Origin of the sequence: Mesorhizobium sp. LNHC232B00 (assembly GCF_000502435.1) — a bacterium.
In the GTDB taxonomy this organism is placed as follows: Bacteria; Pseudomonadota; Alphaproteobacteria; order Rhizobiales; family Rhizobiaceae; genus Mesorhizobium; species Mesorhizobium opportunistum.
This window is the reverse complement of record NZ_AYWP01000030.1, coordinates 22,613-45,429: the sequence shown is the minus strand read 5'-3', so window position 1 is coordinate 45,429 and position 22,817 is coordinate 22,613. Positions and strand designations below refer to the sequence as shown.

Below are 22,817 nucleotides of genomic sequence, written 5' to 3'. Positions count from 1 at the left end.
CAAGCAGTCATGACAATTGCCGCAGAAGATGACGCGCCGGGAGCGAAGGGCAGATCGAGCCTGCTGCGCTCGCCGCAATTCTCCTCTTTCATCATTCTCATCGTGCTGCTGGCGGTGTTCGCCATCGCGGACGCCAATTTCCTGTCGCCGCTCAACATCTCCAACATGATGGCGTTCCTGCCCGAACTCGGCATCATCGCGCTCGGCATGACGCTGCTCCTGACGGCGGGCGAGTTCGACCTGTCCGTCGGCGCGGTGTTCGGGCTGGCGCCGGTGGTGGTGATGCTTCTGGTGCAGAATGGCGGGGTGGATATCGGCGTCGCCCTACTGGCCGGGCTTCTCCTGTGCATCGCGATCGGCGCGATCAACGGACTGATCGTCACCAAGATCGGCATCTCGTCCTTCCTGGTGACGCTGTCGATGCTGCTCGTCGTGCGCGGGGCGGCGCTCTACATCACGCAAGGCTTTCCGCTGAAATCCTGGGACCAGCCCGGCTTCTTCGTGACGCTGCTCGCCGGCAGCTTCAATATCGGCTCGTTCCGCTTCTACACGTCGCTGTGGTGGTTCATCGGCCTGTCGCTGCTGGCGATCTACATCCTGCGCTACGCCAAGCTCGGCAACTGGATCAGCGCCATCGGTTCAAACCGCAACGCGGCGGTGGCGCGCGGCGTGCCGGCCGATGCCGTCAAGATCTGGCTGTTCATCGCGACCTCGGTGCTGGCCGGTCTTGCCGGCATGATCAGCGCCTTTCGCATCTCGGCCGCCTCGCCGGTCGCCGGCACCGGCTACGAGTTGGAAGTGATCGCCATGGTGGTGGTCGGCGGCACGGCGCTGACCGGCGGGCGCGGCACCATCCTGGGCACCATCGTCGGCGCGCTGATGCTGCGCGCCATCCGCAACGGCATCGTGCTGATCGGCGTACCGGGGCTCGCCTACAACATCTTCGTCGGCCTCATCATCCTCGCCATGCTCATCCTGCACGCTCTGCTGCAGAAGAACGCCGCAAGGGGCTGACGATGGAAGTGCTTCGGCTGCAGAATTTGCAAAAATCCTTCGGCAGCGTGCGCGCGCTGAAGAATGCCTCGCTGTCATTACGGGAGGGCGAGGTGGTGGCGCTGCTCGGCGACAATGGCGCCGGCAAATCGACGCTGATCAAGGCGATCTCGGGCGTGTTTCCCGTCGACCGTGGCGACATCTTCGTGCGCGGCGAGAAGGTCTCGATCCGCTCGACCCGCGATGCGATGGACTTGGGCATCGAAACCATCCACCAGGACACGTCGCTGGCGCCGGATCTCAGTATCGCGCGCAACCTTTTCCTTGGGCGCGAGCCGGTCAAATTCGGCTGGCTCGGCGTCTTTGCGCCGCTCGATCTTGCCAAGCTGCGCAAGGCCGCTTCCGAACTGCTCAAGCGCGTCGGCATCTCGAAGAAGCTGGACGCCGATGCGCTGGTCTCGACGCTGTCGGGCGGCGAACGGCAGTCGATCGCCATTTCGCGCGCCATGCAGTTCGCCGCCAAGGTGATCATCTTGGACGAGCCGACCAACAATCTCGGCGTCGAGGAAACCCATGGCGTGCTGCGCTTCGTCAAGGAGGTGCGCGACGCCGGCCATTCGGTGCTGCTCATCACCCACAACATCCACCACGTGTTCCAGGTCGCCGATCGCATCATCGTCATGCGGCGTGGCGAGATCGTCGCCGAACAGACGGTCGCCGACACCGACCTCTTGACCGTGGAAAGCATCATCACCGGCGCCGACATGTCGGCCTTGCTCAAGGAGGCGAGGGCAAAGTGAAGGAAGTCGCATGGTAGAGCTTTACGGCAAGACGCTGTCGCGAAGGCAAGTCGCCGAGCGGTCCGGCATGTTGTCGCAATTCGCCGGGGTGCGGCTGATGACGCTTGGCGACGGGGTGGAGCGCGGCATCCGCATGCTTGAGTTCCGCACCGGTTCGGGCCTGCGCTTCACCGCGCTGGTCGACCGGGCGCTCGACATCGCCGATTGCGACTATAGGGGCCAGGCGATCGGCTGGCATTCGCCGAGCGGTTTTCGCCATCCGGGCTTGCACGAGTATGAGGGGGAGGGCGGGTTTGCCTGGGCGCGCTCCTTTTCCGGCCTGCTCGTCACCTGCGGGCTCGACCACATACTGGGCCGGGAAGAAGTACCTGCCGACACCTACAATTACCCCGGCAAGAAGACCACGGTCCATTCGCTGCATGGCCGTGTCGGCACGATCCCGGCGCGGCTGACCGGTTATGGCGAGCGCTGGGATGTCGACCGCTGCGTGCTGTGGGCCGAAGGTGTCGTCCAGCAATCGGCGGTGTTCGGCGAGGATCTGCATCTGATCCGGCGCATCGAGGCCGATGTCGGCGGCAGCGAGATCCGGCTGTCCGACCGTGTCGTCAATCACGGCTTCAACCGCACGCCGCATATGTATTTCTACCACGTCAATGTCAGCCATCCCTTGCTCGACGAAGGGTCGCGCTATCTGGCGCCGATCCGCGAAATTGTCTGGGCCGGCCATGCCGGCGAACACTACGAGGCGCAGAAGGTCGGCTACCGCACGGTGCCGGCGCCGCAGCTCGGTTTCAGCGAACAGGTCTGGCAGCATGAGATGACGGCTGACGCCAATGGGGAGGTGCCGGTGGCGGTGGTCAACGACCGGCTCGGTCTCGGCTTCGAAGTGGTGACGCGCAAGGACCAATTGCCTTGCGCCTATCAATGGCAGAATTTCCAGGCCGGGCAGTATGCGCTGGGTATAGAGCCTTCGACCCATCATGTGCTCGGCGATCTCGCCGCGCGTGAACGCGGCGAGATGATCTGGCTGGAGCATGGCGAAAGCCGGAGCTACGATGCGGTGTTTCGCGTCCTCGATGGCGCCCGCGAGATTGCCGCGGCCGAAAGCAGGATTACCTCTATCGCCAGGCAGCCGCGGCAGGATTATCCGCAACCGTCGGGAAATTTTGCGAGATTGAGGGCATGATGCGACAGGAATGCTCCGGCTGGCGGGCCGGAAAGCGGAGGCCGGTGTGATGGGCAAAAAACGCGACTACAGCCTGGTCGGCGAAAACACGCGGCTTGCGATCGAAACCGGCCTGGCCTCGGCCGAGTGGTACCACACCGACGTGCCGCGCAAGGCGATGAAGGAGCTGATGCAACGCTCCGACGGTCCGGCGATCAGGGACACGGTGATCTGGCTCGCCGTCATACTGGGCTCCGCCGCCGGCATCGTCTGGTTCTGGGGCTCGTGGTGGGTGGTGCCGTTCCTGTTCGTCTACGGCGTGCTCTACGGCTCGTCGAGCGACTCGCGCTGGCATGAATGCGGCCACGGCACGGCCTTCCGCACCCGCTGGATGAACGATGTCGTCTACCACATCGCCTCTTTCATGTTGATGCGCAATCCGGTGCAATGGCGCTGGAGCCATGCCCGCCACCACACCGACACCATCATTGTCGGCCGCGACGCCGAGATCGCCGTCATGCGTCCGCCGGACCTGTTGAAGGCGGCGCTGGCCTTCACCGGCATCCTCGATTTCCGCTATTCTCTGCCGACCCTTGTGCGCCAGGCGTTCGGCACGCTGTCGGAGGAGGAGAAGAGCTACATCCCCGAGATGGAGCAGCACAAGGCCGTGGTCGCCTCCCGCTGGCACGTGGCGGTGTACGTTGCGACGATCGCTTTCGCGATCGCGCTGGGGTCATGGGTGCCGCTGGTGCTGATCGGCTTGCCGCGCCTCTATGGCACCTGGCACATGGTGACGACGGGCCTGCTGCAGCATATTGGGCTTGCCGACAACGTCGTCGACCACCGGCTCAACACCCGCACCGTCTACATGAACCCGATCAGCCGGTTCATCTACTGGAACATGAACTACCACGTGGAGCATCACATGTTCCCGATGGTGCCTTATCACGCGCTGCCCAGGCTGCACGAACTGATCAAGCACGACCTGCCCGAGCCGAACCCTTCGATGTGGCATGCCTATCGCGAGGTCTGGCCGGTCCTGCTCAGGCAGCTGAAATACGAGGATTATTACCTCAAGCGCGAATTGCCGCCGACGGCGAGACCCTATCGCGGCGAATTCCACGAGGTCGATATGTCGGCGGCGGCCGAATAGCGATCGCGAATGATTGCAGGAGACAGAAATGACTGATTGGGTTGAAGCGTGCGCGGTTGATGACATCGAGGAAGAGGATGTCATCCGCTTCGATCATGGCGGCCGCACCTTTGCGATCTACCGCTCGCCCGATAATGAGTTCTTCGCCACCGACGGCTATTGCACGCACGAGAAGGCACATCTGGCGGACGGGCTGGTGATGGACGACATCATCGAATGCCCCAAGCACAATGGCCGGTTCAACTATAAGACCGGCCAGGCCAAGGGCGCACCGGTCTGCGTCAATCTCGCGACCTATCCGGTGAAGATCGAGGCCGGTAAGGTGATGATCCAGATTTGACGTGTGGCATCCGATCCAGCATCACAGAGGGGACATCTAAATGAGCCGAAAGAGACCGACCGTCGCCGACCTGCGCGCCATGAAGGGCAAGCGGCAGCTGACCATGCTGCGCGTGCTCAACCTGGACGAGGCGGAGGCCGCCGAGCGGGCAGGGGTCGACATCGTCTCGGTGCCACCCGAACTGGTGCTCAACCCTCAATATCGCGATGCAGCACCCAGCCTGTTCACCATGCCGGGCGAGAATTTCTTCGAGATCGGTACGGCGGATGACTTCGTCCGCTGGGCCTTCAGGCTCTACAAGGCAAGTGCCGACGCGGTCTATTGCAGCGCCGGCTATGCCACCATCAAGCGGATGGCTGATGACGCCATCCCCGTCATCGGCCATGTCGGCCTCATTCCTTCCCGCGCGACCTGGACCGGCGGCTTCAAGGCGGTCGGCAAGACCGCCGACACCGCCATCCAGGTGTTCGAGGCGGTGAAGCAGTTGGAGGCGGCCGGCGCCATCGGAGCCGAGATCGAAGTGGTGCCGGTCGAGGTGGCCAAGGCGATTTCGGAACGCACTTCGCTGATCATGCTGTCGATGGGGGCGGGCACCGGTTGTGACGCGCAATATCTGTTCGCCGACGACATTCTTGGCCAGAACCGGGCCCACATGCCCCGCCATTCCAAGGTCTATCGCAACTTCGCCGCCGAATATGACCGGCTGCAGGCGGAGCGGGTGGCGGCGTTTTCCGAATATGTCGCCGACGTCAACAGTGGCGCCTATCCCGAGGACAGGCACATCGTGCACATGGATCCGGCCGAGCTACGCCTGTTCCTGGACAAGGTCGGCCGGGGTTAAGGTCCAATTCCCGCCGGCAAGCGCCGCATGGAGCGCTTCGGCCTCGACGCCGAGCGGCCGGTCCTCCCTGAGGGCAGGGACGAGCGCGCGCACCGCCGCATGGATCGCGTCCGTGCGCGGCGCCAGCACCACCCCCTCGCGGAGGTCGATAGCCTGGGCGGCTGCCATCAGCTCGAAGGCGATCAACCGCCGCCAAAGCGCGATCATGGCGGCGCATTTCGAAACGGCCAGCGGCGTCTGCGTGGCATGGTCCTCGACGCCTTCCGACACGGGCAGGAAATCGAGCATCACCGGATTGGCCTTGTGGCGGATGCTGGCCAGGATCGATGTCACCGTCTTCTGCAGCGGCACGAAGCCGGCCGAGGCGCCGCCGATTGGCGACAGATATTTCGGCAGGCCGTTGCGGCCCGGGCCGGTGAGCTGAATGAAGCGGGCGACGCTTGCGGCGGCACATTGCGCGATCGCCAGGCCGAGCGTCTCGAAGGCGAGCGAAAGTGCGGCGGTGTGGAAATTGCCGGTCGACAGCACCAGTTCGTCGTCGCCGAGCACCAGCGGGTTGTCGGCGGCGGCGTTGAGCTCGATCTCGACGGCACGCTTTGCCTGACCGATCGCCTCGATCAGCGCGCCGTGGATCGAGGGCATGCAGCGGATCGACAGCGGATCCTGTATGGTGGTTGGAGCCGGTGCCTCGTCACGGGCGAGGAGATCATGGAGCGCCTTGGCGGCTTCAGCTTGTCCGGCGGCCGGGCGGGCCATGTGCAGGCGCGGATCGAGGATGGTGCGGTTGGCGCCAAGACCTTCCATGGTCAGCGCGCCGGCCTGCTGCTGCTGGACAAACGCCGACAGCGCGTCGGTCACGGCAAGCGCACCGCTGCCGGCCGAGACCGCAGAGGCGTTGATCAGCGACAGTCCGTCCTTGGGCGCCAGGCTGATTGGAGCGAGGCGGGCCATCATCAGCGCCTTGGCGGCCGGCATGCGACGGCCCTGATAGTCGGCCTCGCCTTCGCCGATCAGGAGACGGGCGAGTGCCGTCATCAGCACAAGGTCGCCGGCACCGATCGAGCCGAGCGACGGCATCACCGGATGAACGCCGGCGTTGAGTGCGTCGACCAGGGCGACAAACACGGCGGGCGAAAGGCCGGAGCCGCCGGTGGACAGCATCGCCGCGCGGGCGACCATGGTTGCCCGCACGGCTTCGACCGGCAGCGCTTCGCCGACCGCGGCGCTGCGCCCTTCCAGCAACTGGCGCTGGAAGGCACTGGCATCACCCTGGACTGTCGTGCCGAGATTGGCGCCGAGCCCGGTGTTCAGGCCATAGATCTGCTGGCCGGAGGCGGCAGCCTGGTCGAGCACCTTTCGCGCTTTCTCCAGCCTGCCGACGACATCGGGTCCGATCTCTACCTTGCGCGCCTCGCGAGCGACGGTGGCGACATCGCCGACGCTGACACCAGTTCCGGTAAGGACGAGCGCGCTCATGCGAAGCGCAGCCTCTGGCCGATGCCTTTTTCCCCTGCCTTGGCCAGCATCGCCTTGCCCAGCGCGATGTCTGAAAGCGACAGGCCGCGATGCCAGAACAGGATGGTTTCGTCGTCGCTCTGGCGCCCGGGCTTGAGGCCGGCGGCGATCTGGCCAAGTTCGGCATGCAGCGTCTTTTCGCTCAGCCGGCCGGTTTCGACATGGGCGCGCAGCGAGCCGAACTTGCCGCCCTTGCACTGGCCCCAATCGTCGACGACCATCTTCTGCATGATGTCGGTCAGCGACAGCTCGACCGCGCTCATCGTGCCGTAGGGCACGACCAGAGCTCCGGGCTTGATCCATTCGGTCTTGAGCAGCGGTTGCGGCTCCGGCAGGCGCGAAGCCTCGACGACGATGTCGGCGCCTTCGACGCAGCTCTTCCAGTCGGCCACGGCCGTGAACTTCTTGCCGAGATCGGCGGAGAGCTTGGCGGCAAAGCCGTCGCGGCTCTCCGGGCGGCGCGAATGGACGCGGATTTCGTCAAAGTCGAAGAGATGATCGAGCAGGCGTACGTTCCAGTAGGCGGTGCCGCGTGCGCCGATATGGGCCAGCACCTTGGAATTCTTGCGCGCCAGATGTTTGGCGCCGATGGCGGTGACGGCGCCCGTGCGCATGTCGGTGATGACGGTGGCGTCGAGAATGGCGCGCGGCGCGCCGGTGCGCGGATCGAACAAATTGAGGATGCCGAATTCCGAGGGCAGGCCGTGCAGGTAGTTGTCGACGTAGTCGCCGACGATTTTCACACCCGCTGTATCGAGTGGCGCGACGTAGCCGCGCAAGACATTGAAATGGCCGTGGAAGGATGGATCCGGTTCGAGATGAACACGTGGTTCGATCACCGTCTGGCCCTTGCCCTGGGCGACAAGGCCGGCCTCGACGGCGGCAATGATTTCGCCATCGGTCATGGCAAGCGCATCGATGTCGAGGGCATTGAGGTAGTCGATATAGATCGCCTTCATGTCGATGCGTACACTTTCCTCGATTGCCCCGCTCATCCCATAGCAGGCCACGGCGCGACACGAAAGTTTGTTGCGCTATCTATGGACGCAGCTTGCCAAATGCTGTTCAAACCGATCCGTCATGACTGCCATTCCCGAGACTGAAGCCTTGTCCGAAACGGCCACGAATGCGCGGCGCGTGGCGCTGATCGTTGCCATCGCGTTCTTCATGCAACTGCTGGATTCGACGATCATCTCGACGTCGCTGCCGCAGATGGGCGCCTCCTTCGGTGTGCCGGCAGTGGCGATGAGCATCGGCATCACCATCTACATGCTGACCATGGCGGTGTTCGTGCCATTGTCGGGCTGGCTCGCCGACCGCTTCGGCGCGCGCAACATCTTCCTGGTGGCGATCGCGCTGTTCACTTTGGCATCGCTCGCCTGCGGCTTCTCGCAAAACCTGACCGAGTTTGTCGCCGCCCGCGCGGTGCAGGGGCTGGGCAGCGCGCTGATGACGCCGGTCGGGCGCATTCTCGTCCTGCGCAACGCGTCGAAATCCGAGCTGCTCAATGCCACGGCGCTGATCACCTGGCCGGCGCTGTTCGCGCCGGTGGTCGGGCCGGTGCTCGGCGGTTTCATCACCACCTATATGTCCTGGCACTGGAATTTCTTCATCAACATACCGCTGGGCGCAATCGGGCTGGCGCTGGTTGCGCGCTTCATTCCCGGCGACCGCGAGGCCGACCCGAAGCCTTTGGACTGGCCGGGGTTTTTCCTGACCTCGTTCGGGCTCGCGCTGCTGCTCTACGGCCTCGAGCGCATCGCGCATCCCGAGGACGGCGTGCTGCCGACGGCGCTTTTGATCGCGGCGGGCATCGTCATCAGCTGGCTGGCGGCGCGGCATCTCCGGCGCGCGCCGCATCCGCTGCTCGATCTCTCCTCGTTCAAGGTACTGACTTTCGCCATCTCGACGCTCGCCGCTGGCACCATTTTCCGGGTGGCAATCAACGCCACGCCGTTCCTGCTGCCGCTTTTGTTCCAGGTCGGCTTCGGCCTCAGCCCCGTCGATGCCGGCATGATGATCCTGGCCTATTTCCTCGGCAATCTCGGCATGAAGACAGTGACGACGCCGACTTTGCGGCGTTTCGGCTTCCGATCGGTGATGGTCGTCAACGGCCTGATCGCATCGGCCTCGATCATGGCCTGCGCGGCGATCTCGCCGCAGACACCACAGGCGCTGGTGGTGGCGCTGATGCTGGTCGCCGGCCTGTCGCGCTCGATGCAGTTCACGGCGCTCAACACGCTTGCCTTCGCCGATATCGAAGCGGCGCAGCGCAGTTCGGCGGCGACGCTGTCGTCCATGCTGCAGCAGGTGGCGATGCTGTTCGGCGTCGCGATTGCGGCCGCGATCCTCAATCTGTCGCAGATCGCCAGGGCACAGCCGGCGCTCGACCTCGTCGATTTCCGAATCGCCTTCCTGGCGATCGGCGTCATCGGGCTGGTGGCCGCGCTGCGATTTCTGGTGCTGCCGCCCGGCGCCGGCGCCGAGGTTTCCGGCCACACGCCGGCGAACTGAAATCGGATTTTTCCGCCCGGCGCGGAGATAAATTCCGTCTTGTCCTTTCGCCTTGATCCAGCACTTTCGCGAACAGCTGACACGGCGCAATCAATTGCCAAAAAATGCAGGCTTTTCCACGCATTGCGCCAGCTACGGCAATCGATGCGTCCACTCGGCGAATATCGACATGAGGCCTCGTTCCGGACGCGGATTCATTTGACGAACCGACGCTGAGCCGATTAGCTTTTGTTTTCGGGATGGCAGCACTGCCATCGGGGCGAATGCAGACATGAACGCGACCGGCTGGCCGAACTTCAGGAGCCTGAATCAGGAAGGCATTGTCTTTGCCATAGCGGTGGTGCTGTTCGTTGCCGCGGCGATCGGCCTGCCGGGCTTCATCGATCCCAACAATCTCGTCGCCATCGTCCGCTCTGTATCGGTGCTGGGGATCCTCGCGCTCGGCATGGCGGTCGTCATCATCGGTCGCGGTATCGACCTCTCCGCCGTGGCGATCATGGCGATGTCGGTCGCCTGGTACCTGCAATTGCTCAACACCGGGACCTCGGACGGGCTGGCCTTCGCCTATGTGCTGGCCGGCGTGCTGGCGATCGGACTGCTCAACGGTTTTCTCGTCGCCTATGCCGATGTGCCGGCGATCTTCGTCACGCTGGCGACCGGCTCCTTCGTCTTCGGCTATGTGCGCTCGCAGCTGATCACGCAGGATGCCGTGCCGGTGCCGCAGGGCCATTGGGTGGAATTGCTGGGCGGCCTGCGCTTCCTCGACATTCCGATCGAAGTGTTCGTCTTCGCGGGGCTGGCCTTCCTGTTCTTCCTGTTCCTGCGCTACACAAAATGGGGCCGCTACATCTATTTCGCCGGCGACAATCCGGTGGCCGCCCGCAACATCGGCATTCCGGTGCGGCCGATGCTGGTGCTGCGCTACGTGCTGTCCGCATTCGTGGCGCTGATCGCCGGCCTGCTGACGGCGGCCAGCCTGCATTCGATCAACACCCGAATCGTCAATTCCACGCTGCTCTACGACATCGTGCTGGTGGCGGTGATCGGCGGCATCGGCCTGTCCGGCGGACGGGGCGGGGTCCGCAATGTGTTGGTCGGTGCGGCGCTGATCGGGATCCTCTTGAACGCCATGACCATCATCGACATTCCGCTGCTCTACCAGAACCTGATCAAGGCGGCGATCCTGCTCGGCGCCATCATCGTCGACGGCATCATCAATCCACGTGACGAGCAGACCGCCCAGCAGGGCGACATTTAGGGGTACCCGGCGCGATCGCGACGATCGGCCGGCAATGAAAACCGAACAGAGGATGTGACGACATGAAACTGATCAGAACACTGATGGCCGCCGCCACGGCGCTTGCCGTTACCGCCTTCGTGGCGCCAACCTTCGCAGCCGACGATCCGGGCCCGGCCGCCTATGCGCAGGCGCTCAAGGGCAAGCGCGTCATGCTGGTGCCGCTGGCGATGGGCTTCGACCTGGCGCAAGGCTGGTCGCACTATTTGAAAACCGAGGTCGAGGCCTGGGGCGGCGTGTTCGAAACGCGCGATCCGAACTGGGTCGTCGACGCCGGCGCGCAGGCGATCACCGACGCCATTTCGTCGGACACCAGGCCCGACGTGCTGATCATCCATGCCCCCGACCTCAACTCCTACTCCAAGCTGATGAAGAAGGCGCAGGCCGCCGGCACCTATGTAATTCTGGTCGACAATCCCGCCAACTTCCCGGCCGACGCCTTTGTCGGCAGCGACTGGGACCGGCTTGGCCAGCTCGAGGCCGAAGCGGCGATCAAGGGCTGCGGCGAAAATTCTTCCAAGAAGATCGGACTGGTGCAGGGCGACCAGGCGAACTCGTCCAGCCTCTATCAATATGCCGGCATCATGAAGGTGCTGGACAAGCATCCCGACTTCAAGGTGGTGGCCAAGCCCGACTCCAACTGGGATGCGACGACCTCGCGCAACGTGACGACGACGATGCTGCAGCAGAATCCGGACATCTGCTCGATCATCGATTTCTGGGATGGTGACGCCACCGGCGCTTCCGCCGCGATCCGTGACGCCAAGCTCGACGGCAAGGTGTTTTTGGTCACCACCGGCGGCGGCGAGAAGGCGGCCGACTGCGACAAGCTGGCCGACGGCACTTATGGCGCCGTGGTGATGACCGACCTTGCCCGCCAATCAGGTGACATGAACGCCATCATCAAGTTCCTGCTGCAGAGCGGCCAGCCGGCCGGCACCTCGCACACCTACATCTACACGCTGGAGAAGGCGACGACCAAGGCGGACCTGAAGCCCGACAGCTGCTGGGACCTGAAGGCGCTGCAGGCCGAAGCGGCGGCGAAGTAAGCCGATCCTTACAAACACCAGTCAATGAGGTGGCCGGATTGCCCGGCCACCTCTTTCTCTTGCCGCAGTGAGCCGATGTCCTTTCGCGAACGCCTCCAGTCATGGCGCTACAATCTCGTGCCCGACCATCTGGTCGGCGAGATCCTGACCAAACGCTGGACCGACAACGCCATTCCCTTCCTGGCGCTGGTGGTGACATTGGCGACCTTCGGCTCGATCATTCCGGGCTTCTTCAAGCTGACCTCGCTGCAGGAATCGACCCGCCAGCTCGGCGAGTTCTCCATGGTGGTGACCGGCATGACCGTGGTGATGCTGGGCGGCGGCATCGACCTGTCGGTCGGCTCGATCTTCGCGCTGTCGTGCTTCTCCGCCGTCTATGTCTTCTTCATCCTCGAACAGTCGATCTGGCTGGCGCTGGCCGCATCGCTTGCCACCGGCCTCGTCTTCGGCGCCATCAACGGTTACCTCGTCGGCTATCTGCGCCTGCGCGCCTTCCTCACCACGCTGGTGACCTTTATTTTCGGTCGGGCGCTGTTCGACATCCTGGTCACCACCTATGCAGCCGACGTGCAGCTTTCGACGGCGACCTCGGATGTGCTGGATTTCATCGGCGACAGCACCTTCTGGGGGCTCTCCGTGTCGGTGTGGCTGGCCATCATCCTGGCCATCGTCACCCATATCGCGCTGACGCGCTCGCGGCCCGGCTGGCACGTGCTGGCGGTTGGCGGCAGCAGGCGCTCGGCACACAATGCCGGCATCCGCGTGCGCCGCACCGTGTTCATGACCTATGTCTTCTCCGGTTTCTGTGCCTCGATCGGCGGTTTCCTCATCGCCTGCCGGCTGAGCGGGGCAGGGCCGGGCACCGGCCTCAACCTCGAGATCATGGCGCTGACGGCTGCGGTGGTCGGCGGCGTCAGCCTCGGCGGCGGGCGCGGTTCGGTGATCAAGGGCCTGATGGGCGCGATCATCGTCTTGACCATGACCAACGGTCTGATCCGGCTGGGCTACGGCACCGGTACCAACCAGATGGTGCTGGGCATCATGCTGGCGGTGGCGGTGACCATCGACATCCGCTGGCTGAAGAACCGTCACAAGGTGCTGAACGAAGTCTATGTCGCGCCGGTCTATCTCAAGATGGGCGAGACGCAGTCCGCAGCACCAGGCTCCGGCACGCCTTATGAACTCGACAACCGGCTGTCGGCGGCCGACCATATCGGGCTTGGCGAGTTGGAAGGGCCGGAGGACGTCATTCTCGACCGCGACGACAATCTCTACTGCGGCACGCGTCATGGTGAGATCGTCCGCTTTTTCGCGCCCGATTACGTCAAGTCGGAAGTGTTTGCCCATATCGGCGGCTTTCCGCTCGGCCTCGCCTTCGACAAATCGGGCAATTTGATCAGTTGCGTCGGCGCAATGGGGCTCTATTCCGTCTCGCCGGACCGCGAGGTGAAACGCCTGTCGGCGGAGACGTCGCGGTCCTGGACCTCGATCGTCGACGATGCGCGGCTGCGTGACCCCAACGATTGCGACATCGCACCTGACGGCCGCATCTATTTCACCGACTCCACCAAGCGCTACGACGCCCATGACTGGGCACTGGACTCGATCGAGAACCGCGCTACGGGGCGATTGCTGGTCTACGACCCGAAGGACGGCTCGACCAAGACGCTGCTCGACGGCTATCGCTATACCAACGGTGTGTGCATGGCGCATGACGGCAAGTCGTTGTTCTTCGCCGAAAGCTGGGCCTGTCGCGTGCATCGCTACTGGCTGGAGGGGCCGAAGGCCGGTACCGCCGAATGCGTCATCCGCGACATGCCTGGATATCCCGACAACATCAACCGGGCCTCGGACGGCAATTACTGGATGGCGTGGCTCGGCATGCGCACGCCGAGCTTCGACCTGTCGCTGCGCCATCCCGACATGCGCAAGCGAATGACCCGCCGGCTGCCGCAGGACGAATGGCTGTTCCCCAACATCAACACCGGCGGCGTGGTGAAATTCACCGAGAAGGGCAGCATCGTCGAGGCGATGGGCGACCTCACCGGCGGCGCGCATCCGATGGTCACCTCGATGCGCGAGCACAAGGGTTATCTGTTCGTCGGCGGCATCCTCAACAACCGCATCGGCTGCTACAAGATTTCGGGCGCCGACCCGAACTGGACCAGCCCGGCTTCCTATTGGGGAGCAGCATCATGATCCTCGATCCGATCCTGGATCTATTTCGCGGCAAGGCGGTGACCATCCCGCCGCTGGATGGTGCGTTTCGGCCCAACACGCGGCTGGACGATGCGCCGGCCTTTGCGGAGCTGACCGAGCCGGATAATCTTCTGGTCTCCGGTGACCGGCTGCTCGCCTCCAGTGGCAACGCCGTCTATTCGCTTGCCGCCGAAACCGAGCCCAAGGTGGTCGAGACCTTTTCGTCCCCCATTACGGCGTTGGCTCTGTCGCGATCGGGTGAACTGACCGTCGGGCTGGAAAACGGCAAGCTGCTGATTGGCGGCCAAGAGATTTCGCTGCCGGCCGGTGTCCGCTGCATCACCGCGCTCGCCTATGCAGAGGATGGCACGCTGTGGCTGGCCAACGGCTCGCTCGACCATACGCCATCGCAATGGGCCGCCGATCTGATGAAGAAGGGCGCGTCCGGTTCGCTTTGGAAGCGAGACCCGGCCGGCGGGGACTTCCGCAAAGCGGCCGGCGATCTCGCTTTCCCCTACGGTCTCCATCCCGTCGGCGGGGACGTTCTGGTCAGCGAAAGCTGGCGCCATCAGCTCATCCGCCTTGACGGCGCGACCGGCAGCCGCTCGACGGTGCTGACGCATCTGCCTGGTTATCCTGCCCGCCTGTCGCCATCCGCGGATGGCGGGGCATGGCTGACACTGTTTGCGCCACGCAACCGGCTGATCGAGTTCGTGCTGCAGGAAACGCACTACCGGCAGGACATGATCGACCAGGTGCCGCCGGCATATTGGATCGCGCCGGCGCTGGCCTCCAGCCGCAGCTTCCTCGAGCCGCTGCAATGCGGCGGCATCCGCACCATGGGCATCCACAAGCCGTGGTCGCCGAGCCGCTCCTATGGGCTGGTGGTCAGGCTCGACCAGAGGATGCAGCCGCAGTTCAGTCTGCACAGCCGTGCCAATGGCACACGCCACGGCATCTGCAGCGTGGCGGAAAAGGATAGCCAGTTGCTAATTGCCTCCAGGGGTGGCGACTGCATCCTTTCTGTCGACGCGGGAGGTTTCTGATGGAACCGATCGTTCGCCTGGAGAACGTCACCAAGAACTATCGCGGCGTGCCGGCGGTCAGACAAGTCAGCTTCGAACTGCGCAAGGGCGAAATCCACGCGCTGCTGGGCGAGAACGGCGCCGGCAAGTCGACGCTGACCAAGATCATCGCCGGCGTCGTCGATGCCACTTCGGGCAAGATGTTCCACAAGGGGCAGGAGATCGCCTACGCGTCGCCGCACGCGGCACTTGAAGCCGGCATTGCCATGGTGTTCCAGGAGACCAGCCTGGTGCCGTCGATGACAGTGGCGCAGAACCTTTATCTCGGTACTGAAAAATTCCTCAACCGGCTGCGCGGCACGTATATTTCAGCACAGCAGTTTCTGCAGTCGCTGAATTTTCCGGTCGACCCGAATGCGATGGTGGCGACGCTGGGTGCCGCCAAGCGGCAGATGGTCGAGATTGCACGCGCGGTGCACCACAATGCCGAGATCATCATCTTCGACGAGCCGACGGCGACGCTGACGCCGGAAGAAAAGCGCCACTTCTTTGCGCTGATCCGGCGGCTGAAAGCGAGTGGCGTGTCGATCGTCTTCATCAGCCATGCGCTGGAGGAGGCGCTTGCCATTGCCGACCGCATCACCATCCTGCGCGACGGCGAACTGGTCATCACCGACGACACATCCGCTTTCGATCGCGATCGAATTGTCGCCGCCATGGTCGGCCGCACCTTGTCGGGACAGATCTATCGTCAGCGCGACGAGACCAAGCTGCGCAAGGCCGGCAAGAAGGTGCTCTCGGTGCAGGACATCTCGATGAGCAATGTCGTGCGCAACAATTCCTTCTCGATCTTCGAGGGCCAGATAACCGGCGTGTTCGGGCTGATCGGCTCCGGCCGCACGGAGACGTTCAAGATCGTGTCGGGCATCTACAAGCGCGATTTCCTGCGCGGCGGCACGATCGAACTGGACGACAGGCCGGTGCGCTATCTCGTGCCGAGCGAAGCCGTGGCCGACGGCATCGTCTACGTCACCGAGGACCGCAAGAGCGAAGGCATTTTCGAGACCATGGGCATCGCCGAGAACCTGTTTGGCGGCCTGCTGGCGGCAGGCCGCGAAAAGGCCTGGGTGATCAACCAGCAGGAGATGCGGCAGCTTTCGGCCGGATGGACGAAGACGCTGAACATCAAGACGATCAACGACAATGCGCGGGTGGTCGAGCTCTCCGGCGGCAACCAGCAGAAGGTGGTGATCGGCAAGGGACTGGTGCAGCAGCCGCGCATCGTCATCTTCGATGAGCCGACGCGCGGCGTCGATGTCGGCGCCATCGCCGAGATCCACCAGATCATCAACCGGCTGGCCGACGAGGGCCTCGCCGTGGTCGTCATCTCGTCCTACCTGCCGGAGATCACGAACCTGTCGGATCGGATTCTCGTGTGCCGGCAAGGCCGGATCGTCGAGGAGTTTTCCCCGGCGGAGGCTACGGAAGAGAAGATTATGTACGCGGCGGTACATTAGGTGGCGGGCAAGGCGGATGATCGCACCGTTGGATCGAACACCGGAAGTTGGCCGAGGCATCCGTCATTTCGTCATCCCCGGGCGGAGCAAGGAGCGTAGCGACGCGGCGCAGACCCGAGGATCCATGCCGGGACTCGGAAGCGCTGCCACGGTGCGGAATTCTGCTCCGCTGCACACTTCGATAGACGTCACGGAATGGATCCTCGGGTCTCCGCGACGGAGCTTCGCTCCTGCTTCGCCCTAGGATGACGAAGGTGAAAAGCTTCGGCCAATCATCAAGATCGTGTTTCGATACGCACGAAAACTGAATCAGAAGAGCCGACTAGCCATCTTTGCTCATGACCTGATTCAATTCACACGAAAGGAAAATGCCATGGCCACCACAAAACTCCTGAGCGATGCCGAGGTCGAAAAAATCCCTGATGTGAAGGCGGTATTCGACGATATCCGCGCGACGCGCAAATCGGATTTCGTCAACAATTTCTGGCGCGGACTGGCCAATGATCCCCCGGCGCTGAAGCGCATCTGGGAGCAGCTGAAAGTGGTGATGGTGGCCGACAGCGCCATCGATCCGCTGACCAAGGAGATGATCTACATCGCCGTCTCGACCGCCAATGGCTGTTCCTACTGCGTCCACTCGCACACCGCGGCGGCACGGGCCAAGGGCATGACCGACGCGCAGCATGGCGAACTGGTGTCGATCATCGGGCTTGCCGGCCAGACCAACCATCTGGTGACGGCAATGCAGATTCCGGTCGATCCGCAGTTCGAGGTGAAGTGAGGGGAAAGACCCGCGCTACACCGGCCGGTACACCTTTTCCGCCGTGTTCCAGAAGATATCGGCCTCGGCGGCCGCGCCGTGTTTTGCCGCTGCAGTGCGGTGCGCCTTGATCAGCTCGGCGTGGCTGGTCCAGAGCTTCTCGATCGGGAAATTCGAGCCGAACATCAGGTGGTCGGCGCCCAAAATCTCGATTGCGTTGTCGACGATGTAAACGATCAGGGCCGGGTCGTTGCGGTGGATGAAAGTGCCGAGGCCGGACAGCTTGGCGTAGAAATTGGGCGCCGCCGACAACGTGCGCAGTCCGGCTTTCCAGGCCTCCGTTGTCTCCGGATCCATGCCGGTCAGCATGCCGGCATGGGTGAGGATGAAATTGGTTTGCGGATTCTCGCCGACCAATGTCAGCCCATCCTTCATCTGGGCGGGAAAAAGCTGCAGGTCGAAGGACAGGCCGTAGTCTTTAAGCCTGGCGACATTGGTGCGTACCTTGGGGTCGATGACTTGGTCGGCCGAGGTGGCGAAGCGGAAGGCCGGGGTCTCGTGCCAGTGGAGTTGCATGCGCACGCCGCGCAGCAGCTTGTATTTCATCAGGCGGTCGATCTGGTGGCGTACATCGTCCACCGTCATGTCGGCATAGCCAACAATGGCATGTGGCCAGCCGGTCTCGTCCGATGTCTTCTGCAGGAAGGCGACTTCCTTCTCGAAATCTTCCTTGGCCCAGTTGGTCTGGACATAGACGGCCTTTTCGACGCCCGAACCCTTCTGGTCCTCCAAAAACTCGGTGATCGGATAGTCGCGACGGATCGGCTCGTAGGGGCCGAAGATGCGCGGCACCATTGGGCCGACCAGCCAGGGCTGATCCTGCTGGCGCCAGATGTGGAAATGCGCGTCGATGGCTTTCTGCATCACAAAACCCTCTTCCAGAGCGTCGCTGCCGCCGGGGCGGGGCGGGCAAGCGACAGGATGAAACCGGTGAGGCCGGCGAGCGAGGAGCCGTCGACCAGATCGTCGAGGACCGGCAGGATGGCGCGGAGCGCCGCCGTCTCCGGCCGGAAGCGCGGGTCACCGGCCAAAGGTGTGGCGAGCGACAGCCGGAAGGCGCGGGCGCTCAGCCGGCGCATGGCTGTTTCCAGCTCGGCATGGTCGCCGCGCTCCAACGCGTCGGAGAGGATGACGATCGCGGCACCGCGCGCGAAGGATGAGAAGCGCGGCACGGAGAGGAAAGCGAGCAGCGTCGGCCCCATTCGGGTGCCGCCGTCCCAGTCGTCGACCTGGGCCGCCGCGCGCGCCAGCGCCTGATCCCGATCGCGGATGCGCAATGCCGCGGTGATGCGGGTCAGCCGTGTGCCGAAGGTGAAGATTTCGGCGCGGTCAGCGCCCTGCACGGCGGCGTGTGCCAGCTTGAGATAGTCCGCTGTGTGAAGCTTCATCGAGCCGGAGACATCGATCAGCAGCAGCAGCTTGCGTGGTAGGGTCTGCCGCCGGCGCAGCAGCGGCGAGGGGACATCGCCATCGGCACTGACGATTTCCCTGAGCGAGCGGCGCAAATCGAGCTTGCCGCGCGAATGGGTGCGCACGGTGCGGAAGGAGCGGCGGGCGGGCAGGGCGGCCGACAGTCTTCGGCGAAAGGCGGCCAGCCTGTCGTCGTCGCGTTGGAAATCGCGCATGCTCAATTGCTCAAGCACCGAGGACAGCTCGCCGCCCTCTTCTTGCTGCTCTGCTTCGATCCGCTCGTCGTCGGCGCCGCCATCATCCTTGATGCGGGTTTTCTCGTCGGCATCGGCTTCGACCACCGCGGATGCATTGCCATAGAAATGGCTCTGGAAATGCGCCTCGAATTGGTCACGGCGGTCCGGCGGTGGCGCCAGCGTGGCAAGGGCGGCCTCGCGTATGTCGGCCATCGAGCGTGGGCCGAGCAGCGTCACCGCCTGCATGAAGCCGGAGACTTGCTCGGGTGCGATGGCGAAGCCGTGGCGGCGCAGCAGGCGGGCGAAGCCGAAGAGGGGCACGGCGGCGCGGGGCAGGCTTGTTGCCCGCATCATTCTGTGTCGCCCCCCTCTGTCCTGCCGGACATCTCCCCCTCAAGGGGAGAGATTGGCAGCTTCGATGCTTCGCTCAGCTTTGCGATGCTGGAGATTGGCGAAAGCCGCGATGGCGGCTGATCTCCCCCCTGGAGGGGGAGATGTCCGGCAGGACAGAGGGGGGCGCTGTCCCGCCAGCGTTGCAGAATGAGGTCCCGGCTCACGCCAGCGCCTCCTCGACGATATGGCCGAGCTCCGGCGCGATATAGGACAAATCCTCCTCGTCCTTGATCAGCACACCGATGGCGCGGCGGAAGGCTTCCGGCCACGGGCTGCCGCCCTTTTCGAGGATGGTGGCGGCATTGGCCCACTCGACCGCTTCGGCGATGCCCGGCGGCTTGGCGAGCGGCCGGGCACGGATGGTCTGCACGGCGGTCGCCACGGCGCGCGCCGTGCCTTCAGCGACATTGCCGGCGCGCAGCATGATGATGGCGGCTTCGCGCTCGGCGTCGGGATAGCCGATCCAATGGTAGACGCAGCGCCGGCGCAGCGCTTCCGCCAATTCGCGGGTGCGGTTCGAGGTCAGGATGACGATCGGCTGGGCAGCGGCGCGGATGGTGCCGCGCTCGGGAATGCTGATCTGGAAATCGGAAAGGAATTCCAGCAGCAACGCTTCGAACTCATGGTCGGAACGGTCGATCTCGTCGACCAGCAGTACACGCTTCTCCGGCGCCTTCAGCACCTGCAGCAGCGGCCGCGCGATCAGGAAGCGATCGTCGTAGATGTCGATCTCATGCTCCCCGGCATGGCGGATGGCGAGCAACTGGCGCTGGTAGTTCCACTCGTAGAGCGCGTGCGCGGCGTCGATGCCTTCATAGCATTGCAGCCGCACCAGGTCGCGACCGAGCAGTTCGGCGATCGCCTTCGCGGCTTCCGTCTTGCCGACGCCCGGCGCGCCTTCGAGCAGCAGCGGTTTGCCCAGGCGGATCGCCAGGAAGATCGCGGTCGCCAGGCTGTCGTCGGCCAGATAGCGCGAGGCGGCGAGATGCTCGCCCACCGCCTCCGGCGAGGTCGCGACCGTTTCGGCGTTTGTCCCGGACATTTCGGTCCTCAGTTCGCCGCTTGCGCCTTGAGCGCGCGCAAGATGCGCTCCGGCGTGATCGGCAGCGTGTCGATGCGTACGCCGACTGCGTCGAAAACGGCATTGGCGACCGCCGGTATCTGCGGGTTGGCGCACATCTCGCCAGGCCCCTTGGCACCGTAAGGCCCGTCGGCCGAGGGGCGTTCCAGCACGATGATCTCGGTCTCGGCAAGGTCGCCCGGGCCCGGCATCAGATACTGGTTGAAGTCGGTGCCGCCATGGTCGCGGTTGGGATAATAAGGCTCGGTCGTCTCATAGAGCGCGTGGCTGATGCCCATCCATGAACCGCCGACGAGTTGCTGCTCGACCATTTTGGGGTTCAGCGCGCGGCCGATCTCGAACACGTTCTTCACCGTCAGCACGGTCACTTCGCCGGTTTCGTCGTCGACCTCGACCTCGGCAACCGTGCAGGCGTGCGCATAGCAGGTCGATGGTTTCATGGCCCCGGTCTCTTTCTCCGGATAGGAGCGCGGGATCAGGAACATGCCGCGGCCCGAGATCGAGCGGCCGCGCTTAAAATGCGCCGACAGCGCGACATCGAAGATCGAGATCGATTTCTGCGGCGCTCCCTTGACCAGTATGTTGCCCTGGCCGTCGGTCTCGAGGTCCGACGCATTGACTTCCAGCTCTTCCGCCGCCACTTCCAGCATCACTTGGCGGGCTTCCTTGGCTGCCTGAATGACGGCATTGCCGGCGCGGTGGGTGCCGCGCGAGGCGAAGGTGCCCATGCAATGCGGACCGGTGTCGGTGTCGGCAGTATCGACGACGACACGGTCGGTTGGCACGCCGATGGTCTCGGCGCAGATCTGCGCCATGATCTGCTTCATGCCCTGGCCGAGATCGACTGATGACAAAGTCACCATGAAATTGCCGGTTGGTGTCGAATGGACCAGCGCCTGGGTCGGGTCGCCGCCGAGGTTCATGCCGGTCGGATAGTTGATGGCGGCAATGCCGCGTCCGCGCCTGATCGCCATCTCAAGCTCCCTTCGCGTAGGAGGACATCGCCATGTATTTCTCCGCCACGGGCCAGTTGGCGGCGCGCGAGGCCTCTTGCATGCATTCGATCAGGGCCGCCCCCTCGGTCGGCTGGCGATGCGCCTTCATGTCGCCGTCGCGATAGGCGTTGATGAAGCGGAATTCGAGTGGGTCCATGCCGATCAACCGCGCCAGCTTGTCCATCTGCACCTCCAGCGCGAAGTCGCCGATGGTGACGCCGAAGCCGCGCATGGCCGAGGACGGCGTGCGGTTGGTGTAGACGCAGTAGGTGTCGATCCAGACGTTGGGAATGGTGTAGGGGCCGGGATAGTGCCCCGCGCCTTTCTGGGCGCCATAGGGGGAGTGGCGCGAATAGGCGCCGGCATCGGTGTAGCCGGTGACTTTGCGCGCGACGATGCGGCCGTCCTTCATGACGCCGTCCTTGATGACGACCTTTTCGGCGGCGCGGGGCGAGGAGATCTGCATCTCCTCCTCGCGGCTGTAGATAAAACAGACTGGTCGACCGGTTAATTTCGCGCCGAGGATGGCGATCGGCTCGACGATGACGTCAACCTTGCCGCCAAAGCCGCCGCCGACGGTGCCGCCGACGAAGTGCAGCTTGCTGCCTGGCATCTGCAGGATGATCGAGGTGTTGTCGAGGGTGAAGAACATCGCCTGCGTGTTGGTGTAGCAGGTGAAGCGGTCATTGCCCTCCGGCGCCACCACGCAGCCGGTGGTCTCGGTCGGCGCGTGCTCGATCGGCGAGGACTGGTAGCTTTGCTCCAGTATGTGGTCGGCGCCGGCAAAGCCGGCCTCGACATCGCCGAAACGCACCTTCCGGCACTCGCCGCTGTCGTAGAGATAATAGTTCTGGCCGTGATATTCGTTGACGATGGGCGCGCCGGGCTTCAGCGCTTCCTCCATGTCGAAGACAGCCGGCAGCACCTCGTAGTCGACCTTGACCTTGGCGGCGGCCTCTTGCGCGGCGCGCTCGGTCTCGGCCAGCACCGCCACCACGGCCTCGCCCTTCCAGCGCACCTTGCCGTCGGCCAGCACCGTCTCGTCCTCCGGACCGATCTGGATCAGGATCAGGATGGTGTAGACATTGTGGGGCACGTCCTTGGCCGTCAGCACCTTGATCACGCCCGGATGCTTTTCGGCCTCCGAAGTGTCGATCGAGCGGATGCGGGCATGGTGGTGCGGGCTGCGCACCATCTTTAGGTGCAACATGCCGGGAAAATTACGGTCGGCGAAGTAAGCGGTCTTGCCGGTGACGTGGCCGGGCGAATCCGAGCGTGGCCTGGGTTGGCCGATCTCGTGCAGGTCGTCCTTGCGGACATCGGCGAAATAACTCTTGCGCAGTTCCATTCTTTTGGTTCCCTCAGAGCATGATGCCAAAAAGTGTGAAGCGGTTTTCGGACGACATCATGCTCTATCTCTTTGATTTAGAACCGGATTCAGATTTCAGGTCGATTCGACCTGAAATCATCCGGC

Annotated in this window: 20 protein-coding genes; 13 read left to right on the top strand and 7 right to left on the bottom strand. The window is 63.8% G+C overall.

The features are described 5' to 3' along the window. Positions 1-9 precede the first annotated feature (9 nt). From X743_RS143430 to X743_RS143455, 6 genes are read left to right on the top strand one after another with little or no spacing between them, the layout of a single operon-like run. Positions 10-1,014, top strand: a complete 1,005-nt coding sequence (locus tag X743_RS143430) for an ABC transporter permease (RefSeq protein WP_051508619.1) — start codon at positions 10-12, stop codon at positions 1,012-1,014. Continuing rightward, on the top strand, positions 1,011-1,793 hold the full coding sequence (locus X743_RS143435; RefSeq protein ID WP_198028498.1) for an ATP-binding cassette domain-containing protein: 783 nt from the start codon (positions 1,011-1,013) through the stop codon (positions 1,791-1,793). Before X743_RS143430 ends, X743_RS143435 begins: the two co-directional genes overlap by 4 nt. A 10-nt stretch (positions 1,794-1,803) precedes the next feature. Continuing rightward, entirely contained in the window at positions 1,804-2,979 is a 1,176-nt protein-coding gene (locus X743_RS143440; RefSeq protein WP_023768296.1) for an aldose 1-epimerase family protein, read from the top strand. A 49-nt stretch (positions 2,980-3,028) separates the two neighbouring features. Next, positions 3,029-4,111, top strand: a complete 1,083-nt coding sequence (locus X743_RS143445) for a fatty acid desaturase family protein (protein WP_031258461.1) — start codon at positions 3,029-3,031, stop codon at positions 4,109-4,111. Between the two features lie 28 nt (positions 4,112-4,139). After that, positions 4,140-4,451, top strand: a complete 312-nt coding sequence (locus X743_RS143450; RefSeq protein ID WP_023768294.1) for a MocE family 2Fe-2S type ferredoxin — start codon at positions 4,140-4,142, stop codon at positions 4,449-4,451. 40 nt (positions 4,452-4,491) lie between these two features. Beyond that, the gene (locus X743_RS143455) at positions 4,492-5,292 is read left to right on the top strand and encodes a 3-methyl-2-oxobutanoate hydroxymethyltransferase (RefSeq protein WP_023768293.1); all 801 of its coding nucleotides are present in this window, start codon (positions 4,492-4,494) and stop codon (positions 5,290-5,292) included. Here the strand turns inward: X743_RS143455 and hutH are convergent. Next, positions 5,257-6,768 (bottom strand): histidine ammonia-lyase, encoded by a 1,512-nt coding sequence (hutH, locus tag X743_RS143460; protein WP_023768292.1) that lies wholly within the window; start codon positions 6,766-6,768, stop codon positions 5,257-5,259. The genes X743_RS143455 and hutH overlap by 36 nt on opposite strands. Then, positions 6,765-7,766, bottom strand: a complete 1,002-nt coding sequence (locus X743_RS143465) for an ornithine cyclodeaminase family protein (protein WP_023779817.1) — start codon at positions 7,764-7,766, stop codon at positions 6,765-6,767. Before X743_RS143465 ends, hutH begins: the two co-directional genes overlap by 4 nt. A gap of 121 nt (positions 7,767-7,887) precedes the next feature. Here X743_RS143465 and X743_RS143470 point away from each other — a divergent pair, with 121 nt between their 5' ends. From X743_RS143470 to X743_RS143500, 7 genes are all read left to right on the top strand, one after another. After that, entirely contained in the window at positions 7,888-9,321 is a 1,434-nt protein-coding gene (locus X743_RS143470; protein ID WP_023768290.1) for a DHA2 family efflux MFS transporter permease subunit, read from the top strand. 271 nt (positions 9,322-9,592) lie between these two features. Further along, complete coding sequence (locus X743_RS143475; RefSeq protein ID WP_023768289.1) at positions 9,593-10,579, top strand: ABC transporter permease; 987 nt, start codon at positions 9,593-9,595, stop codon at positions 10,577-10,579. Positions 10,580-10,641: 62 nt separating this feature from the next. Beyond that, positions 10,642-11,667, top strand: a complete 1,026-nt coding sequence (locus tag X743_RS143480) for a sugar ABC transporter substrate-binding protein (protein ID WP_023768288.1) — start codon at positions 10,642-10,644, stop codon at positions 11,665-11,667. A 75-nt stretch (positions 11,668-11,742) separates the two neighbouring features. Continuing rightward, the gene (locus tag X743_RS143485) at positions 11,743-13,866 is read left to right on the top strand and encodes an SMP-30/gluconolactonase/LRE family protein (RefSeq protein WP_023768287.1); all 2,124 of its coding nucleotides are present in this window, start codon (positions 11,743-11,745) and stop codon (positions 13,864-13,866) included. Next, entirely contained in the window at positions 13,863-14,912 is a 1,050-nt protein-coding gene (locus tag X743_RS143490) for a hypothetical protein (protein ID WP_023768286.1), read from the top strand. The genes X743_RS143485 and X743_RS143490 overlap by 4 nt, the downstream gene beginning before the upstream one ends. Further along, positions 14,912-16,408, top strand: a complete 1,497-nt coding sequence (locus tag X743_RS143495) for a sugar ABC transporter ATP-binding protein (protein WP_023768285.1) — start codon at positions 14,912-14,914, stop codon at positions 16,406-16,408. The genes X743_RS143490 and X743_RS143495 overlap by 1 nt, the downstream gene beginning before the upstream one ends. Positions 16,409-16,781: 373 nt before the next feature. Beyond that, positions 16,782-17,189 (top strand): carboxymuconolactone decarboxylase family protein, encoded by a 408-nt coding sequence (locus X743_RS143500; protein ID WP_023768284.1) that lies wholly within the window; start codon positions 16,782-16,784, stop codon positions 17,187-17,189. A 15-nt stretch (positions 17,190-17,204) separates the two neighbouring features. Here X743_RS143500 and X743_RS143505 read toward each other — a convergent pair whose 3' ends face one another. The 5 genes from X743_RS143505 to X743_RS1000000174030 all read right to left on the bottom strand — a co-directional run bounded on the left by X743_RS143505 (position 17,205) and on the right by X743_RS1000000174030 (position 22,691). Further along, positions 17,205-18,092: an amidohydrolase gene (locus tag X743_RS143505; RefSeq protein WP_023768283.1), complete on the bottom strand. Its 888-nt coding sequence runs from the start codon at positions 18,090-18,092 to the stop codon at positions 17,205-17,207. Next, positions 18,092-19,228 (bottom strand): VWA domain-containing protein, encoded by a 1,137-nt coding sequence (locus X743_RS143510; RefSeq protein ID WP_023768282.1) that lies wholly within the window; start codon positions 19,226-19,228, stop codon positions 18,092-18,094. Before X743_RS143510 ends, X743_RS143505 begins: the two co-directional genes overlap by 1 nt. A 199-nt stretch (positions 19,229-19,427) precedes the next feature. Continuing rightward, positions 19,428-20,309, bottom strand: coding sequence for a MoxR family ATPase (locus X743_RS143515; RefSeq protein ID WP_023768281.1), 882 nt, complete (start codon positions 20,307-20,309; stop codon positions 19,428-19,430). 8 nt (positions 20,310-20,317) lie between these two features. Then, positions 20,318-21,322 (bottom strand): molybdopterin cofactor-binding domain-containing protein, encoded by a 1,005-nt coding sequence (locus X743_RS1000000174035; protein WP_023768280.1) that lies wholly within the window; start codon positions 21,320-21,322, stop codon positions 20,318-20,320. Position 21,323: 1 nt separating this feature from the next. Further along, entirely contained in the window at positions 21,324-22,691 is a 1,368-nt protein-coding gene (locus X743_RS1000000174030) for a xanthine dehydrogenase family protein molybdopterin-binding subunit (protein ID WP_023768279.1), read from the bottom strand. Positions 22,692-22,817 lie beyond the last annotated feature (126 nt).

What these genes read in the sequence shown, in the direction of transcription:
- X743_RS143505 (WP_023768283.1), bottom strand. Translation starts at nt 18,092, where the DNA reads ATGCAGAAAGCCATCGACGCGCATTTCCACATCTGGCGCCAGCAGGAT.
- X743_RS143450 (WP_023768294.1), top strand. Translation starts at nt 4,140, where the DNA reads ATGACTGATTGGGTTGAAGCGTGCGCGGTTGATGACATCGAGGAAGAG.
- X743_RS143440 (WP_023768296.1), top strand. Translation starts at nt 1,804, where the DNA reads ATGGTAGAGCTTTACGGCAAGACGCTGTCGCGAAGGCAAGTCGCCGAG.
- X743_RS143470 (WP_023768290.1), top strand. Translation starts at nt 7,888, where the DNA reads ATGACTGCCATTCCCGAGACTGAAGCCTTGTCCGAAACGGCCACGAAT.
- X743_RS143515 (WP_023768281.1), bottom strand. Translation starts at nt 20,309, where the DNA reads ATGTCCGGGACAAACGCCGAAACGGTCGCGACCTCGCCGGAGGCGGTG.
- hutH (WP_023768292.1), bottom strand. Translation starts at nt 6,768, where the DNA reads ATGAGCGCGCTCGTCCTTACCGGAACTGGTGTCAGCGTCGGCGATGTC.
- X743_RS143485 (WP_023768287.1), top strand. Translation starts at nt 11,743, where the DNA reads ATGTCCTTTCGCGAACGCCTCCAGTCATGGCGCTACAATCTCGTGCCC.
- X743_RS143475 (WP_023768289.1), top strand. Translation starts at nt 9,593, where the DNA reads ATGAACGCGACCGGCTGGCCGAACTTCAGGAGCCTGAATCAGGAAGGC.
- X743_RS143465 (WP_023779817.1), bottom strand. Translation starts at nt 7,766, where the DNA reads ATGAAGGCGATCTATATCGACTACCTCAATGCCCTCGACATCGATGCG.
- X743_RS143455 (WP_023768293.1), top strand. Translation starts at nt 4,492, where the DNA reads ATGAGCCGAAAGAGACCGACCGTCGCCGACCTGCGCGCCATGAAGGGC.
- X743_RS143480 (WP_023768288.1), top strand. Translation starts at nt 10,642, where the DNA reads ATGAAACTGATCAGAACACTGATGGCCGCCGCCACGGCGCTTGCCGTT.
- X743_RS143445 (WP_031258461.1), top strand. Translation starts at nt 3,029, where the DNA reads ATGGGCAAAAAACGCGACTACAGCCTGGTCGGCGAAAACACGCGGCTT.
- X743_RS1000000174035 (WP_023768280.1), bottom strand. Translation starts at nt 21,322, where the DNA reads ATGGCGATCAGGCGCGGACGCGGCATTGCCGCCATCAACTATCCGACC.
- X743_RS143430 (WP_051508619.1), top strand. Translation starts at nt 10, where the DNA reads ATGACAATTGCCGCAGAAGATGACGCGCCGGGAGCGAAGGGCAGATCG.
- X743_RS143500 (WP_023768284.1), top strand. Translation starts at nt 16,782, where the DNA reads ATGGCCACCACAAAACTCCTGAGCGATGCCGAGGTCGAAAAAATCCCT.
- X743_RS143510 (WP_023768282.1), bottom strand. Translation starts at nt 19,228, where the DNA reads ATGATGCGGGCAACAAGCCTGCCCCGCGCCGCCGTGCCCCTCTTCGGC.
- X743_RS1000000174030 (WP_023768279.1), bottom strand. Translation starts at nt 22,691, where the DNA reads ATGGAACTGCGCAAGAGTTATTTCGCCGATGTCCGCAAGGACGACCTG.
- X743_RS143490 (WP_023768286.1), top strand. Translation starts at nt 13,863, where the DNA reads ATGATCCTCGATCCGATCCTGGATCTATTTCGCGGCAAGGCGGTGACC.
- X743_RS143495 (WP_023768285.1), top strand. Translation starts at nt 14,912, where the DNA reads ATGGAACCGATCGTTCGCCTGGAGAACGTCACCAAGAACTATCGCGGC.